The sequence below is a fragment of the Pseudomonas sp. 1L-B-1-E-C1 genome (assembly GCF_057291835.1).
In genome coordinates this window covers 486,534-502,077 of the sequence record NZ_JBXAWN010000002.1, presented here as the reverse complement: position 1 = coordinate 502,077, position 15,544 = coordinate 486,534, and the positions used below count along the sequence as shown (strand labels likewise).

The 15,544-nt window shown below is 61.7% G+C and carries 17 protein-coding genes; 12 read left to right on the top strand and 5 right to left on the bottom strand.

Annotation, left to right across the window (positions count from 1 at the left end; all coding sequences use genetic code 11):
* Nucleotides 1-32: 32 nt before the first annotated feature.
* The 10 genes from urtB (at nt 33) to ureC (ending at nt 8,909) form a co-directional block, all read left to right on the top strand.
* A complete protein-coding gene (gene urtB, locus AC0Z4S_RS05905) occupies nt 33-1,535 on the top strand; it encodes an urea ABC transporter permease subunit UrtB (protein WP_485622384.1) in 1,503 nt (500 codons plus the stop codon).
* The gene (gene urtC, locus AC0Z4S_RS05900) at nt 1,535-2,614 is read left to right on the top strand and encodes an urea ABC transporter permease subunit UrtC (protein ID WP_485622383.1); all 1,080 of its coding nucleotides are present in this window, start codon (nt 1,535-1,537) and stop codon (nt 2,612-2,614) included. Before urtB ends, urtC begins: the two co-directional genes overlap by 1 nt.
* Nucleotides 2,611-3,480 carry an urea ABC transporter ATP-binding protein UrtD gene (gene urtD / locus AC0Z4S_RS05895; RefSeq protein ID WP_485622382.1) on the top strand — a complete coding sequence of 290 codons (870 nt, stop codon included), beginning with the start codon at nt 2,611-2,613 and terminating at the stop codon, nt 3,478-3,480. Before urtC ends, urtD begins: the two co-directional genes overlap by 4 nt.
* A 140-nt stretch (nt 3,481-3,620) precedes the next feature.
* Nucleotides 3,621-4,319, top strand: coding sequence for an urea ABC transporter ATP-binding subunit UrtE (gene urtE, locus AC0Z4S_RS05890; protein WP_253498626.1), 699 nt, complete (start codon nt 3,621-3,623; stop codon nt 4,317-4,319).
* A 43-nt stretch (nt 4,320-4,362) separates the two neighbouring features.
* Nucleotides 4,363-5,202, top strand: a complete 840-nt coding sequence (locus tag AC0Z4S_RS05885; protein WP_485622381.1) for an urease accessory protein UreD — start codon at nt 4,363-4,365, stop codon at nt 5,200-5,202.
* A 154-nt stretch (nt 5,203-5,356) separates the two neighbouring features.
* Nucleotides 5,357-5,659 carry an urease subunit gamma gene (ureA, locus tag AC0Z4S_RS05880; RefSeq protein ID WP_042608931.1) on the top strand — a complete coding sequence of 101 codons (303 nt, stop codon included), beginning with the start codon at nt 5,357-5,359 and terminating at the stop codon, nt 5,657-5,659.
* Nucleotides 5,660-5,668: 9 nt separating this feature from the next.
* Complete coding sequence (locus tag AC0Z4S_RS05875; protein ID WP_485622380.1) at nt 5,669-6,202, top strand: GNAT family N-acetyltransferase; 534 nt, start codon at nt 5,669-5,671, stop codon at nt 6,200-6,202.
* Nucleotides 6,203-6,207: 5 nt separating this feature from the next.
* Entirely contained in the window at nt 6,208-6,744 is a 537-nt protein-coding gene (locus AC0Z4S_RS05870) for a GNAT family N-acetyltransferase (RefSeq protein ID WP_485622379.1), read from the top strand.
* Nucleotides 6,741-7,049 carry an urease subunit beta gene (locus tag AC0Z4S_RS05865; protein ID WP_016771893.1) on the top strand — a complete coding sequence of 103 codons (309 nt, stop codon included), beginning with the start codon at nt 6,741-6,743 and terminating at the stop codon, nt 7,047-7,049. The genes AC0Z4S_RS05870 and AC0Z4S_RS05865 overlap by 4 nt, the downstream gene beginning before the upstream one ends.
* Nucleotides 7,050-7,208: 159 nt before the next feature.
* Complete coding sequence (gene ureC / locus AC0Z4S_RS05860) at nt 7,209-8,909, top strand: urease subunit alpha (protein WP_485622378.1); 1,701 nt, start codon at nt 7,209-7,211, stop codon at nt 8,907-8,909.
* Between the two features lie 158 nt (nt 8,910-9,067).
* Here the strand turns inward: ureC and AC0Z4S_RS05855 are convergent, their stop codons facing one another.
* Nucleotides 9,068-9,373, bottom strand: a complete 306-nt coding sequence (locus AC0Z4S_RS05855) for a chaperone modulator CbpM (RefSeq protein ID WP_016771896.1) — start codon at nt 9,371-9,373, stop codon at nt 9,068-9,070.
* Between the two features lie 23 nt (nt 9,374-9,396).
* Nucleotides 9,397-10,341, bottom strand: coding sequence for a DnaJ C-terminal domain-containing protein (locus tag AC0Z4S_RS05850; protein ID WP_485622377.1), 945 nt, complete (start codon nt 10,339-10,341; stop codon nt 9,397-9,399).
* A gap of 291 nt (nt 10,342-10,632) precedes the next feature.
* Between AC0Z4S_RS05850 and AC0Z4S_RS05845 the strand changes: the two genes are divergently transcribed.
* Nucleotides 10,633-11,907 (top strand): Hsp70 family protein, encoded by a 1,275-nt coding sequence (locus AC0Z4S_RS05845; protein ID WP_253498613.1) that lies wholly within the window; start codon nt 10,633-10,635, stop codon nt 11,905-11,907.
* A 135-nt stretch (nt 11,908-12,042) separates the two neighbouring features.
* On the opposite strand, the gene AC0Z4S_RS05840 is transcribed toward AC0Z4S_RS05845, so the two are convergent.
* The 3 genes from AC0Z4S_RS05840 to AC0Z4S_RS05830 form a co-directional block, all read right to left on the bottom strand.
* Entirely contained in the window at nt 12,043-13,056 is a 1,014-nt protein-coding gene (locus AC0Z4S_RS05840) for an AI-2E family transporter (RefSeq protein ID WP_101158351.1), read from the bottom strand.
* 255 nt (nt 13,057-13,311) lie between these two features.
* Complete coding sequence (locus AC0Z4S_RS05835; RefSeq protein ID WP_252881217.1) at nt 13,312-13,617, bottom strand: PsiF family protein; 306 nt, start codon at nt 13,615-13,617, stop codon at nt 13,312-13,314.
* 63 nt (nt 13,618-13,680) lie between these two features.
* Nucleotides 13,681-14,475, bottom strand: a complete 795-nt coding sequence (locus AC0Z4S_RS05830; protein WP_485622376.1) for an AraC family transcriptional regulator — start codon at nt 14,473-14,475, stop codon at nt 13,681-13,683.
* Between the two features lie 97 nt (nt 14,476-14,572).
* On the opposite strand from AC0Z4S_RS05830, the gene AC0Z4S_RS05825 reads away from it, so the two are divergent.
* A complete protein-coding gene (locus AC0Z4S_RS05825) occupies nt 14,573-15,460 on the top strand; it encodes a DMT family transporter (RefSeq protein WP_485622375.1) in 888 nt (295 codons plus the stop codon).
* Nucleotides 15,461-15,544: the final 84 nt, after the last annotated feature.

Sequence of the window (15,544 nt, the reverse complement as noted above, 5' to 3'; positions counted from 1 at the left end):
CTCCCACAATGTCCGCGTCAAGGCGACTGACTATGCCCACTGCCCTTTTCCGATTCATCTGTGCCATCGCACTGTTGCTGCCGCTGCTGGCCCACGCCGGCGACGCCGAAGACTTTGTCGCGGCCAACCCGATGCAACAGGCCAAGCTGCTGGAAGCCTGGGCCGCGCAGCCCGATCCGGCGCGTATCGAGTTGCTCAATGCCCTGCAACAAGGTGCGCTGACCATCGACGGCCAAAGCAAGACCCTGCGCCTGAACAATCGCCTGCGGGGTCTGATCGACACCGCCATGGCCAGCCATCAATTGCTCGCCGCTGACGGCAAAATCCGTCTGGCTGCCGCGCAGCAATTGCAGAAAAGCGCGAAACCCGCGCAGCTGAAATTCCTCGACCAGCAACTCGCTGGGGAAAAAGACCAAAGCGTGCACGCTGCCCTGAGCCTTGCGCTGGCCAATCTGCAACTGGTCGATACGGATCCGGCGGTGCGCCTCGCTGCCGTGCGCCTGCTCGGTGAGACCGGCGACCCGCTGGCACGCACGCGCCTTGAAGGCTTGCTCGAAGCGGGCGTGGAAAGCGATGCCGGTGTGCGCACCGCCGCCGAAACCAGCCTCGCTCAGGTCAAGCGCAAACTGTTGATCGGTGAAATGCTCGGTCAGGCCTTCAGCGGCATGTCGCTGGGTTCGATTCTGCTGCTCGCGGCCCTCGGCCTGGCGATCACCTTCGGCCTGCTCGGGGTGATCAACATGGCCCACGGCGAGATGCTCATGCTCGGCGCCTACTCGACCTACGTCGTGCAGTTGATGTTCCAGCGTTACGCGCCGCAAGCCATCGAGTTCTATCCGCTGATCGCGCTGCCGGTAGCGTTTTTCGTCACCGCCGCCATCGGCATGGCGCTGGAGCGCACGGTGATTCGCCATCTCTATGGTCGGCCGCTGGAAACCCTGCTCGCGACCTGGGGCATCAGCCTGATGCTGATTCAACTGGTGCGCCTGGTGTTCGGCGCGCAGAACGTTGAAGTAGCGAACCCGGCATGGCTGTCCGGCGGCATTCAAGTGCTGCCCAATCTGGTGCTGCCGTACAACCGCATCGTAATCATTGCTTTCGCATTGTTCGTTGTAGTGCTGACCTGGCTGCTGCTGAACAAAACCCGGCTCGGCCTGAACGTCCGTGCCGTCACCCAGAACCGCAATATGGCGGCGTGCTGCGGTGTGCCAACCGGCCGCGTCGACATGCTCGCCTTCGGCCTCGGCTCGGGCATCGCCGGATTGGGCGGCGTGGCGCTGAGCCAGATCGGCAACGTCGGTCCGGATCTGGGCCAGAGCTACATCATCGACTCGTTCCTGGTGGTGGTGCTCGGCGGCGTCGGTCAGTTGGCCGGTAGCGTGCTCGCCGCGTTTGGCTTAGGCATCGCCAACAAGATTCTCGAACCGCAGATCGGTGCGGTGCTCGGCAAGATCCTCATCCTCGCGCTGATCATTCTGTTCATCCAGAAACGTCCGCAAGGCCTCTTCGCACTGAAAGGACGGGTGATCGACTGATGAACCAGCCTCTGTTAGTCACGGCTACACAAAAGGCCGGGCCGAAAGCCACGCTCGCGGTCGGTGGTGTGATCCTTGCGCTGCTGATCGTTCTGCCGCTGCTGTCACTGCTCGCGCCGGACAACGCCCTGCACGTCTCGGCCTACACCCTGACTCTGGTCGGCAAAATCCTCTGCTACGCCATCGTCGCTCTGGCGCTGGATCTGGTCTGGGGTTATGCCGGCCTGCTGTCGCTGGGCCACGGTCTGTTCTTCGCCCTCGGCGGTTATGCGATGGGCATGTACCTGATGCGTCAGGCGGCCGGCGATGGCTTGCCAGCGTTCATGACCTTCCTGTCGTGGAGCGAATTGCCGTGGTACTGGACCGGCACCAGCAGCTTTATCTGGGCCATGTGTCTGGTGGTGCTTGCGCCCGGTTTGCTGGCGTTGGTGTTTGGATTTTTCGCCTTCCGTTCGCGGATCAAGGGTGTGTATTTCTCGATCATGACCCAGGCCCTGACCTTCGCCGGCATGCTCCTGTTTTTCCGCAACGAGACCGGGTTTGGCGGCAACAACGGCTTTACCAATTTCCGCACGATCCTCGGCTTCGGCATCACCGAACCGGGCACCCGCGCGGTGCTGTTTCTGGCCACGGTGTTGCTGCTGGTGGCGAGCCTGTTCCTTGGCTGGCGCCTGGCGCAAAGCAAGTTCGGACGGGTATTGACCGCCCTGCGCGATGCGGAAAACCGCCTGATGTTCTGTGGCTACGACCCGCGTGGTTTCAAGTTGTTTGTCTGGGTGCTGAGTGCGGTGTTGTGTGGACTGGCCGGCGCGCTGTACGTGCCGCAAGTGGGCATCATCAATCCGAGCGAAATGTCGCCGACTAACTCGATCGAAGCGGCAGTGTGGGTGGCCCTCGGCGGACGCGGCACCTTGATCGGCCCGCTGCTCGGCGCCGGTGTGGTCAACGGCATGAAGAGCTGGTTCACCGTGGCCTTCCCCGAATACTGGCTGTTCTTCCTTGGCGCGCTGTTCATCGTCGTGACGCTGTACCTGCCCAAAGGCGTGATCGGCCTGCTGAAGAAACGAGGTGAACAATGAGAGTCACAGCGAGTGCTGAATTCATGCTCGAACCGGCCTTTTTCCCCGTGGAACCGAACAAGGACGAAGGCACCAGCCGCGATTCGATCGGCCTCGGCCAGCGCGTCGGCCCCGGCCTCGATACGCGCCACGGCACGATCCTGACCCTGGAAGACATCAGCGTCAGCTTCGACGGCTTCCGTGCGCTGAACAATCTCAACCTGTATATCGGCGTCGGCGAACTGCGCTGCATCATCGGCCCCAACGGCGCCGGCAAGACCACGCTGATGGACGTGATTACCGGCAAGACCAGGCCCAGCCACGGCAAGGCCTGGTTCGGCGAAACCCTGGATCTGACGCAGATGAGCGAAGTGCAGATCGCCCAGTCCGGCATCGGCCGCAAGTTCCAGAAGCCGACGGTGTTCGAAGCCTTGAGCGTGTTCGAAAACCTTGAGCTGGCGCAGAAGACCGACAAGTCGGTGTGGGCCAGTTTGCGTGCGCGTTTGAGCGGCGAGCAGAAGGACCGCATCGCCGAAGTGCTGGAGACGATTCGCCTGACCACCTCGGTCAATCGCCAGGCCGGGCTGCTGTCCCACGGGCAAAAGCAGTTTCTGGAGATTGGCATGCTGCTGATGCAGGACCCGCAACTGCTCCTCCTCGACGAGCCGGTGGCGGGCATGACCGACGCCGAAACCGAGTTCACCGCCGAGCTGTTCAAGTCGCTGGCGGGCAAGCATTCGTTGATGGTGGTCGAGCACGACATGGGTTTTGTCGGCTCGATCGCCGACCACGTCACGGTGTTGCATCAGGGCAGCGTTCTGGCCGAGGGCTCGCTGGAACAGGTGCAGGACAACGAGCGGGTGATCGAGGTCTACCTCGGCCGCTAAGGTTTGCGAATACAAAACCTGTGGGAGCGAGCCTGCTCGCGAAAGCGGTGCATCGGGCGATGAAGATGTTGAATGTCAGTCTGCATTCGCGAGCAGGCTCGCTCCCACAGGGTTCTGTGTGCAACAGAAGGAATTCGAACATGCTGCAAGTCGACAAGCTGCATCAGTATTACGGCGGTAGCCACATCCTGCGCGGCCTCTCGTTTGACGTGAAAGTCGGCGAAGTCACCTGCCTGCTCGGGCGTAACGGCGTGGGCAAGACCACCTTGCTCAAATGCCTGATGGGCCTGCTGCCGGCCAAGGAAGGTGCGGTCAATTGGGAAGGCAAAGCGATTACCACGTTCAAGCCGCACCAGCGCGTGCATGCCGGTATCGCTTATGTGCCTCAGGGCCGTGAGATCTTCGGACGGCTGACCGTGGAAGAGAATCTGCTGATGGGCCTGTCGCGCTTCCCCGGCAGCGAAGCCAAAGAAGTCCCGGGTTTCATCTACGAACTGTTCCCGGTGCTGCTACAAATGAAGCAGCGCCGTGGCGGTGATCTGTCCGGCGGTCAGCAACAGCAACTGGCAATCGGCCGAGCGCTGGCCAGCCGTCCGCGACTGCTGATTCTCGATGAGCCCACGGAAGGCATTCAACCGTCGGTGATCAAGGAAATCGGCGCAGTGATCAAGCAGCTCGCGGCGCGCGGTGATATGGCGATTCTGCTGGTCGAGCAGTTCTACGACTTTGCTGCGGAACTGGCCGATCAATACCTGGTGATGTCGCGCGGCGAGATCGTCCAGCAGGGTCGCGGTGAAAATATGGAGGCCGAGGGTGTACGCGGGCTGGTCACGATCTAACGCGGCGGTCTAATCTGTAGCTTCCTAACGATAATCACAAATCATGAATTCGATTGTTGCACCTGCCCTGTTTACCCCGAGCTGGCACGCCGAGCTGGAACTGGCCTACGCACGTTTCGGCAATTGCACGCGTCCGGTCATGCGCCGCCACCTCGGCCCGCTACGCGTGCAAAAGCATCTGTACGCCGAAGGCCCTGAGGTCTGCCAGCACATCATCGTCCATCCGCCGGGCGGGATCGCTGGCGGCGATCGCCTCGACATCAGCGCCCGCGTCGAACCCAACGCCTGGGCACAAATCACCAGCCCCGGTGCCGCCAAGTGGTACCGCGCGGCAGGCCCGGCGTATCAGCAGCTCGACTTGAAAATCGCTGCCGGCGCGACGCTGGAATGGCTGCCGCAGGAAACCATCGTCTACAGCGCCGCGCAGGCCGAGTTGAGCACAACGATCGAGCTTGAAGGCGATGCGCGGCTGTTCTACTGGGACGTGGTGGCGCTGGGTCGTCCGGCCAGTGGCGAGCGTTTTGACCTTGGGCATTTCCAGGCGCATCTGGATATCCGCCGTGATGGGCGGTTGCTCTGGCACGAACGGCAGCGCATTGTCGGTAACGATGGTTTGCTGGATTCGCCGATCGGGCTGGATGGGCAACCGGTGTTCGCGACGATGCTGGTGACCGGTGAGATTGACGCCGAGCTGCTGGAGCGCTGCCGCTCGCTGGGGCACGAAGTACGTGGTGATTTGACCCAGTTGCCGGGGTTGCTGGTGGCGCGGTGTCTGGCCGGTGAAGCGTTGCTGGCTCGCGCCTGGCTGATCGATTTATGGCGATTGCTCAGACCCGTACTGCTGGGGCGCGAGGCTATGCCCCCCCGAATCTGGAACACCTGAAATGCATTGCCCTGTAGGAGCTGACGAGTGAAACGAGGCTGCGATCTTTTGATCTTGATCTTTAACAGCAAGATCAAAAGATCGCAGCCTTCGGCAGCTCCTACAGATCGCGATCGACCTGATCATTCTTAACTGCCGATATTGGATTCCAACAATGGACCTGACCCCACGCGAAAAAGACAAGCTGCTGATCTTCACCGCCGGCCTCGTCGCCGAGCGGCGGCTGGCCCGGGGCGTGAAACTCAATTACCCGGAAGCCATGGCCTATATCTCCGCCGCGCTGCTCGAAGGGGCCCGCGATGGCCAGACCGTGGCCGAGCTGATGCACTACGGCACCACCCTGCTCAGCCGCGAACAAGTGATGGAAGGCATCGCGGAAATGATCCCGGAAATCCAGGTCGAGGCGACGTTCCCTGACGGCACCAAACTGGTCACCGTTCACCAGCCGATCGTCTGAGGCCGCGCCATGACCTACACCATTCGCGAAGCACGCCGGGCCGACCTGCCGGCGATCCGCGACATCTACAACGACGCCGTGCTCAACACCACGGCGATCTGGAACGAACAAGCCGTCGACCTCGGCAACCGCGAGGCGTGGTTTGACGCACGGGAGTTGCAGGCGTATCCGATCCTGGTGATCGTCGACCGCGCAGACAGCGTCCTCGGCTACGCTTCGTTCGGCGACTGGCGGCCGTTCGACGGTTTTCGTCACACCGTCGAACACTCGGTTTATGTGCGCAGCGACCAGCGCGGCAATGGCCTCGGCCCGCAACTGATGGCTGCGTTGATCGAACGCGCCCGCAGCTGCGGCAAACACGTCATGGTTGCCGCCATCGAAAGCGGAAACGCCGCTTCGATCCGCCTGCACGAGCGCGCCGGCTTCAGCATCACCGGACAGATGCCGCAGGTCGGTACCAAGTTCGGTCGCTGGCTCGATCTGACCTTCATGCAGTTGACCCTCAATCCCGGCGCACTACCGCCGGATGCTCACAAGGAGTGACCTCGATGAACGCCGCCCAGTTGCGCCGCGTCAACGCTGAGAGTTTTGCCCACTATCGCCAGGGTCTGATCGATCTGCTGCTCGACGCCGTCGGTTATGGCGCCAGCGTCGGCTTCATGGCCGACCTCGATGCCGCGCAGGCGCGCGCCTATTTCGACGAGGTGCAGGACAACGTCAACAAGGGCAACACGCTGCTGTGGGTGGTGGTCAAGGACGAGCAGGTGCTGGCCAGTGTGCAATTGGGCCTGTGTCAGAAGGCCAACGGTCTGAACCGCGCGGAGGTGCAGAAACTGCTGGTGCGCGAACACGCGCGCCGGCGCGGTCTCGGTCAGCAACTGATGCAGGCGCTGGAACTCGAAGCGCCCAAGCACAAGCGCGGCATGCTCTATCTCGACACCGAGGCCGGCTCGCCGGCGGAAGATTTCTACAAGGCGCTGGGCTACGTGCGCGTCGGCGAAATCCCCGATTACGCCTGCGACCCCAACGGCACGTATCGCCCGACCGCGCTCTATTACAAAGTCCTGCAAGGAGCCCAGCGATGATTCCTGGCCAATACCAGATCCAGCCCGGCGACATTGAACTCAACGTCGGTCGCCGCACCGTCAGCCTGAAAGTCGCCAACAGTGGTGACCGGCCGATCCAGGTCGGCTCGCACTTTCACTTTTTCGAAACCAACGACGCGCTGACCTTTGATCGTGCGGCCAGCCGTGGCATGCGCCTGAACATTCCCGCCGGCACCGCCGTGCGCTTCGAGCCGGGGCAAAGCCGTGAAGTCGAGCTGGTGGATTACGCCGGGCATCGCCGGGTGTTCGGCTTTGCTGGACGCATCATGGGTGACCTCGACTGATATCGGCGAGCCCCGAAAAGATCGCAGCCTTCGGCAGCTCCTACCAATGTCACCCGGTCTCAAGCCGATCACTGACTGTAGGAGCTGTCGAGCGCAGCGAGGCTGCGATAGCGAGCTATGCGAGCGATCTCAAAAACAATTGAATCCCAAGGCAAGCACATGAAGATTTCTAGAAGCGCCTACGCCGACATGTTCGGCCCCACCGTCGGCGACAAGGTGCGCCTGGCCGATACCGAGCTGTGGATCGAAGTCGAAAAGGACTTCACCACCTACGGCGAGGAAGTGAAATTCGGTGGCGGCAAAGTCATCCGCGACGGCCAGGGCCAGAGCCAATTGCTCGCCGCCGAAGTGGTCGACACGCTGATCACCAACGCGCTGATCATTGACCACTGGGGCATCGTCAAAGCCGACGTCGGCCTCAAGGACGGCCGCATCGCCGCGATCGGCAAGGCCGGCAACCCTGACGTGCAGCCCAATGTGACCATCGCCATCGGCGCCGGCACCGAAGTGATTGCCGGCGAGGGCATGATCCTCACCGCTGGTGGCATCGACACGCATATCCACTTCATCTGCCCGCAGCAGATCGAAGAAGCGCTGATGAGCGGCGTCACCACCATGATCGGCGGCGGCACCGGGCCTGCCACCGGCACCAACGCCACCACTTGCACCTCAGGGCCGTGGCACCTGGCGCGCATGCTCCAAGCCGCTGACGCGTTCCCGATGAACATCGGTCTGACCGGCAAGGGCAACGCCAGCCTGCCGGAGCCGTTGATCGAACAGGTCAAGGCCGGTGCCATCGGTCTCAAGCTCCACGAGGACTGGGGCACCACTCCGGCGAGCATCGACAACTGCCTCAACGTCGCCGACCAGTACGATGTGCAGGTGGCGATCCACACCGATACCCTCAACGAATCCGGCTTTGTCGAAACCACCCTCGGCGCGTTCAAGGGCCGCACCATCCACACCTATCACACCGAAGGTGCCGGTGGCGGCCACGCGCCGGACATCATCAAGGCCTGCGGCTTTGCCAACGTGCTGCCAAGCTCGACCAACCCGACCCGGCCGTTCACCCGCAACACCATCGACGAACACCTCGACATGCTGATGGTCTGCCACCACCTCGATCCAAGTATTGCAGAAGACGTCGCCTTCGCCGAAAGCCGGATCCGCCGTGAGACGATTGCCGCCGAAGACATCCTCCACGACCTCGGTGCGTTCTCGATGATCAGCTCCGACAGTCAGGCCATGGGCCGTGTCGGCGAAGTCATCACGCGCACCTGGCAGACCGCCGACAAGATGAAAAAACAGCGCGGCCCGCTGCCGCAGGATGGCGAAGGCAACGACAACTTCCGCGCCAAACGCTACATCGCCAAATACACGATCAACCCGGCGATCACCCACGGCATCAGCCATGAAGTCGGCTCGATCGAAGTCGGCAAGTGGGCCGATCTGGTGCTGTGGCGCCCGGCGTTTTTCGGCGTCAAGCCAACGCTCATACTCAAGGGTGGCGCGATCGCCGCGAGCTTGATGGGCGATGCCAACGCCTCGATCCCGACGCCGCAACCGGTGCACTACCGCCCGATGTTCGCCAGCTACGGCGGCTCGCTGCACGCCACCAGCCTGACCTTTATCAGCCAGGCGGCGCAGGAGGCCGGATTGCCCGAAACCCTGGGATTGAAGAAGCAGATCGCTGTGGTGAAGGGCTGCCGCGACGTGCAGAAAACCGACCTGATCCACAACGACTATCTGCCGAACATCGATGTCGATCCGCAGACCTACCAGGTCAAGGCCGATGGAGTTTTGCTGTGGTGTGAGCCCGCGGAAACACTGCCGATGGCGCAGCGCTACTTCTTGTTCTGACTACAAAAAGGCCCTTCTGGGCCTTTTCAATGTGAGTCAGAAAGACCGCATTATCGTTCTTCGCGAGCAGGCTCGCTCCCACATGAGTACGCATTCCAATGTGGGAGCGAGCCTGCTCGCGAAGAGGCCGGGCCAGTCACCGATAGACATCAGACTGACTACTCCACCACCAACCGCCCCAACCGCTGGCGCAACATGCGGTTCTCGGCCCGCAGCTGCTTCACCTCATCCAGCAGATCCAGCGCCAGCGCCACACCTTCCCACTCCAGTTCCAGATCACGGCGCAGCTTGGCAGCGCGTTTGGCCAAAGCCAGTTCGTAATCGGTGAAGCGCCATTCCCGGGGCTGCGCGCCCTGAGGTTCGAGGATGCCGTGCTCGACGATTTCGATCACGTAGACGTCCGATAAATCGGCCGCCTCACAGAATTCTGCCAGGTCCAGTTGAACGATCAGGGGGCTGCTCATGATGGGCTACTCCGTCGTCGGGTTCAGAAGGTCTCTCGCGGGTTGAACGCGGCTTTCTTCGCCAGTTCCTGCCACAGCGCCTTGACCTCATCGTCGGAGGCTTTCGGCATCACGGCTTTGAGCTGGACGAACAGATAACCGCGCTCGCCGGCCTTGTTCAGCAGGCCATGGCCCTTGGCGCGCATGCGCTGGCCATTCTGGCTGCCGGCCGGCACCTTGAGGTTGATTTTGCCGGTGAGGGTCGGCACGGCCACTTCAGTGCCCAACGCCAGCTCCCACGGCGCCAGCGGCAAGGTGATGATCAGGTTTTCGCCTTCGACATCGAACTTCGGGTGCGGCGCAAAACGAATGGTCAGGTAGAGATCGCCATTCGCCCCGCCACCGATGCCCGGCGCGCCTTGGCCTTTCAGGCGGATACGCTCGCCGTCGGTGACGCCGGCCGGGATCTTCACGTTCAGGCTCTTGCTGGTGTTGCTGACGTGCTGGCCGTGCGCGTTGTATTGCGGCACCTGAAAGGTGACTTTCTTCGATTCGTTCGACAGGGTTTCTTCGAGGAAGACCGGCAGTTCCATTTCCACGTCTTGCCCTCGGCGTCCGCGTGATTGCTGGCTCTGCGCGCCACCGAAACCGGGGCCGCGATTGCCGAAGATCGAACTGAAGAAGTCCGAGAAGTCGCCGGTGTCGCCACCGCCGCCGCCAAAGCCACCACGGCTCTGCCAGCCCGGTGGCCCTTGGAACGGCTGACCATGCTGGCCGTAACGGCGCAGTTCGTCGTACTCGGCGCGCTTGTCGGCGCTTTTCAGCGCTTCATAGGCTTCCGAGGCGTCCTTGAACTTGGCCTCGGCGTCTTTTTCCTTGCTGACATCGGGGTGGTATTTGCGCGCCAGCTTGCGATAGGCCGCTTTGATGGCCTTGTCGTCGGCTGTCGGCTCCACGCCGAGTATCTTGTAATAGTCTTTGAAGTCCATTGAAGGATCACCATCCGTTATCGATTTCGCGCCGAGGCCAGCGTGCGCCCGATTGGCGCGTGCCGGGTTGACCGATCTCAAGGTTGTGACCGGGTGGCGCCGCAGAAGTTTATCGGCAGTGGACGACGGTTCTTGCGACCGCCGGTGTGTCTGCCGGCCCATGCCAGCAAGTTTGGGGCGATGCGGCGGTTTTCAACCTGCCAGGTGGCGAAATAGCGGATGACCGGCCTTCGAATCTGCCGCGCACTGACATACACTGCGCGGCCGTTTTTTCACCGGAATCCGAAAGACATGAAAGACGCCTCTCCAGCCCGTGCCTGCGGCATCGACTTCGGCACGTCCAACTCCACCGTCGGCTGGCTGCGCCCCGGCATGGACACCATGATTGCGCTGGAAGACGACAAGATCACCCTGCCGTCGGTGGTCTTCTTCAATATCGAGGAACGTCGCCCGGTGTACGGTCGTCTGGCCCTGCACGAGTATCTGGAAGGCTACGAAGGCCGGCTGATGCGCTCGCTCAAGAGTCTGCTCGGCTCCAAGCTGATCAAACACGACACCAGCGTCCTCGGCACGGCGATGCCGTTCAAGGACCTGCTCGGGCTGTTCATCGGCCAACTGAAGAGCCGCGCCGAAGCCGCCGCCGGTCGGGAATTCGAGCAAGTGGTACTGGGTCGTCCGGTGTTCTTCGTCGATGACGATCCGCTGGCTGACCAGGAAGCCGAAGACACGCTGGTCGAGGTGGCGCGCAAGATCGGTTTCAAAGAGGTTTCGTTCCAGTACGAACCGATCGCGGCGGCATTCGACTACGAGTCGACCATCGAAAAAGAAGAACTGGTGCTGATCGTCGACATCGGCGGTGGTACTTCCGATTTCTCGCTGGTGCGCCTGTCGCCCGAGCGCCGCGCTGTGGATAACCGTCACGATGACATCCTCGCCACCGGCGGCGTGCACATCGGCGGTACCGACTTCGACAAACAGCTGAGCCTGCAGGGCCTGATGCCGCTGTTCGGCTACGGTAGCCGCATGAAGAGTGGCGCCTACATGCCGACCAGCCACCACATGAACCTGGCGACCTGGCACACGATCAACTCGGTGTACTCGCAGAAGTCCACGCTGGCGCTGGGCAGCATGCGCTACGACATCGAAGACACCGGCGGCATCGATCGCCTGTTCAAGCTGATCGAACAGCGCGCCGGCCACTGGCTGGCGATGGAAGTTGAAGAGACCAAGATCCAGCTGACCCACGCCGACAGCCGTCACGTGCCGCTGGACCGTATCGAAGCCGGCCTGAGCGTCGAGCTGACGCGTGCGCTGTTCGAATCGGCGATTGATGCGCTGCTGGAGCGGGTTCGCGGCAGCGTTACGCAGCTGTTGAATGACGCCGGCGTGGCGGTCGATCAGGTTGATACGGTGTTCTTCACCGGCGGTTCCAGCGGCATCCCGGCCCTGCGCAACAGCGTCTCGGCGATGCTGCCGAAGGCGCGGCATGTCGAAGGGAATATCTTTGGCAGCATTGGCAGCGGTTTGGCGATTGAAGCGATGAAGCGCTACGGCACCATGGACTGACCTGAAATCGGCGCCGCGCCTTTCGCGAGCAAGCTCGCTCCTACATTTGACCGCATTCCTTCAGTTGAAATGCAATCTCATGTGGGAGCGAGCCTGCTCGCGAAGGCGCCAGATCAGGCACCACGGATCCAGCGGTTAGACCATCCCGCCCAGCTTCAACTCACTCTTCAGATACGCGTAATAAATCGGCCCCGCCACCACTCCCGGCAAACCGAACGCGGCTTCGAACACCAGCATCGCCAACAGCAACTCCCACGACTTGGCACTGATCTGCCCGCCGACGATGCGCGCGTTGAGGAAGTATTCGAGCTTGTGGATAACGATCAGGTAGCCCAGCGCGGCGATCGCCACCCAGATCGACAGCGACAGCCCGACGATAGTGATCAGCGTGTTCGACATCAGGTTGCCGATCACCGGCAGCAGGCCGAGCAGGAAGGTCAGCACGATCAGGGTTTTGGTCAGCGGCAGTTTGATGCCGAACATCGGCAGGATCACGGCGAGGAAGATCCCGGTGAACACGGTGTTGAGCAGGGAAATCTTAATCTGGGCGAAGACGATATTGCGGAACGCCTGCACCAGCAGATGCAAACGGTCGAACAAGGCGGCGGCCAGCGGTTTGCGCTTGGTCACATCGGGGATGCGCTGCAGCGCAATGATCGCACCGAGCACCATGCCGATCAGCAGGGTGACGAACATGTGCGCAGCATCCTTGCCGACCAGTTGCAGATCCGCCAGATGCTTGCTCGCCCACTCGCCGATCGCCACACGAAATTCCGCTGCGCTGGCCGGCAGATAAGCGTCGATGAACGGCGGCAACTGCCCGCGCGCGCGATCGACCACGCCCATGAACTTATCCAGCGAGGCGCCCGGATTTTCCGCTTCATGCAGGAGGAAACTGATAGCCCCGGCGAAGATCAGCGCCAGCACACTCACTACCAGCGTGCCGAGCAGCGCCACCGCCAACCAGCGCGCACGCCGCCCTTCGATCAGCCGTTGCAGTTGCGGGGTGAGCATGTTGACCAGCTCGAACACCAGCAAGCCGGCGAGCAGGCTCGGCAGCAAGCGCAGCGGCAGCACCAGCAGCAAACCGCCAAAAATAATGATGCAACTGACCCAGAACACAACATGACGCTGAGAAAACGTTGGCATACAGCCTCAAAACGAACGGCGTGAAAGGATGGGCAGTCTGCCAGCGATCCGGGGTTAGCACTAGGGATATGCGGGGCGTGGGATTGGCGGTGCACTCACAGGCGCTTTCGCGAGCAGGCTCGCTCCCACAGGGGAATGCATTTCAAATGTGGGAGCGAGCCTGCTCGCGAAGAGGCCGGCGCGCCGAAAAGATCGCGGCCTCCTACAGGACCGCGGTCTGATGTAGGAGCTGCCGAAGGCTGCGATCTTTTGATCTTATTTCTTCTTCAGGCACTCACTCATGAACGTCTTGCGCGCATCACCGGTCAGGGCTTTGGTTTTCGCATCGGCATTGCAGGTGGACATCTTCTGCTGTTGCGGAGTCAGCACCTTGCCGTCGTTGGCCGCTGGTGCCGCTTTCAGGCAGGTGCTCATGAACGCCTTGCGCTCATCGCCCTTCAAGCTCTTGGCCGTCGCATCGGCATTGCAGGTGGTCATCTTGTTCTGTTGCGCCGTGGCGGCGAAACCCTGGGAACACAGGAGCAGACCGATCATCAACAACGGCACACGCAACATCTTCATGGAGTTTTCTCCTTGTTGCCGCACCGATGGATGCGGCCTCTGTCGCAGTGTAGTCAAAGCTTGTTACACCTTCCTGCCCTCGAAGTGACTGCGCCGATATTGCTCCGGTGTACAACCCGCCTGGCGGGCAAACATGGCGATGAAGGCCGAGCCGCTGCTGTAGCCGAGGTCGAAAGCAATTTCCTGCACCGAGCGCGAGGTTTCCAGCGCTTCGATCGCCGCCAGATATCGCAAGCGTTGGCGCCACTCGCCGAAGCTCATCCCCAGTTCCCGAACAAATTGCCGAGCCAGCGTGCGCTCGCTGACATGCACCTGCGAAGCCCAATGCGCCAGCGGCAGATTGCTGCCGGGCTCGGCCTGCAAGGCTTCGAGAATCGCCAACAAGCCAGGACTGCTCGCATACGGCAGGTAACATTCCTGCACCGGCGCCTGTTGCAGTTGATCGACCAATACCTGGGCCAGACGCTGATCGGCTTCGTGCTCGGGGATCTTCACATCGCGGGCGGCGAAGTCCTTGAGAATCGCCTTGAGAATATCGCTGATCGCCAGCGTGCAGGCGCGCGCCGGCAAACGCGCACAAACGCTGGGATCAACACACACCGCGCGGTAGTTGACCGGTTGATGGCTGTAGAAACTGTGCTCGACCTCGGGCGGCACCCACACCGCGTATTGCGGCGGCGACATGAAGCGACTGCCGTCGACATCCATGTGCAACACGCCATGGGCCGCGTATTCCAGCGTGCCCCAGGGATGCCGATGCGGCGCGGCATATTCGTGGGCGTTGAAATCGGCGTAGCGAAAGTACACCGCTGACGGCAGTTCGCTGAAATCGAGCAGATCGATGTGTTTGCTATTCATGCTGTCCGGATGCAGAGGCAGGTTGTCCGGTTCGCAGTATAGGCCGGTATCCAGACAGGCGATAATTGCGCTTCATCAACGTACTGGTTTTTGTCCCATGCAATACGCGTTTCCCCTGCTGGCGATTTTCATTTGGGCCGGCAACACCGTGATCAACAAACTGGCGGTCGGCGCGATTTTTCCCGCCGAGATCGGCTTCTACCGCTGGCTGCTGGCCGGTGTGCTGTTCACGCCATTCATGCTCAAAAAAGTCTTCGCCCACTGGCCGCAGATTCGGCCGAATCTCGGACGGATTTTCATCCTCGGCGTGCTCGGCATGGCGGTGTATCAGAGCCTCGCCTACTTCGCCGCAACCCTGACCACAGCGACCAACATGGGCATCATCCTCTCGCTGATGCCGCTGATGTCGCTGGCCATGGCGATCATCAGCCTCGGCCAGCGCCTGACCGCCGGCGCGCTGGTCGGTGCAGTGCTGTCGTTCGCCGGCGTGCTGGTGGTGGTGTCTTCCGGCAGCCTCGGTGCGCTGCTGCAACACGGAGTCAACATGGGTGACGCGATGATGCTGATCGCCACGCTGGCCTATGCGGTTTACAGCACCCTGCTGAAAAAATGGCAACTGCGTTTGCCGCCGCTGGTGCTGCTGTACTTGCAGGTGCTGGTGGCGATTGTGGTGTTGTTTCCGTTGTTCGCGGTGTCGCCGAAAACCGGGCTGAGCCTGCAGAACGTACCGCTGGTGCTGTATGCATGCCTGCTGGCCTCGATGATCGCGCCGCTGGCGTGGATGCAGGCGGTGCAGCGGCTGGGGCCGAGCCGGACGACGTTGTTCTTCAATCTGCTGCCGCTGATTACCGCGCTGATTGCGGCGGTGGTGCTCAAGGAGCAGTTGGCGATGTACCACCTGGTGGGTGGATTGCTGACTTTGGGTGGGGTGATTTTGTCGGAGCGCTGGACCACGGTGTTGGGCCGCAAAATCAGCGTCGCCTGATTGAAAAGATCGCAGCCTTCGGCAGCTCCTACAGGACATCGCATTTCAAGGGTAGGAGCTGCCGAAGGCTGCGATCTTGTGATC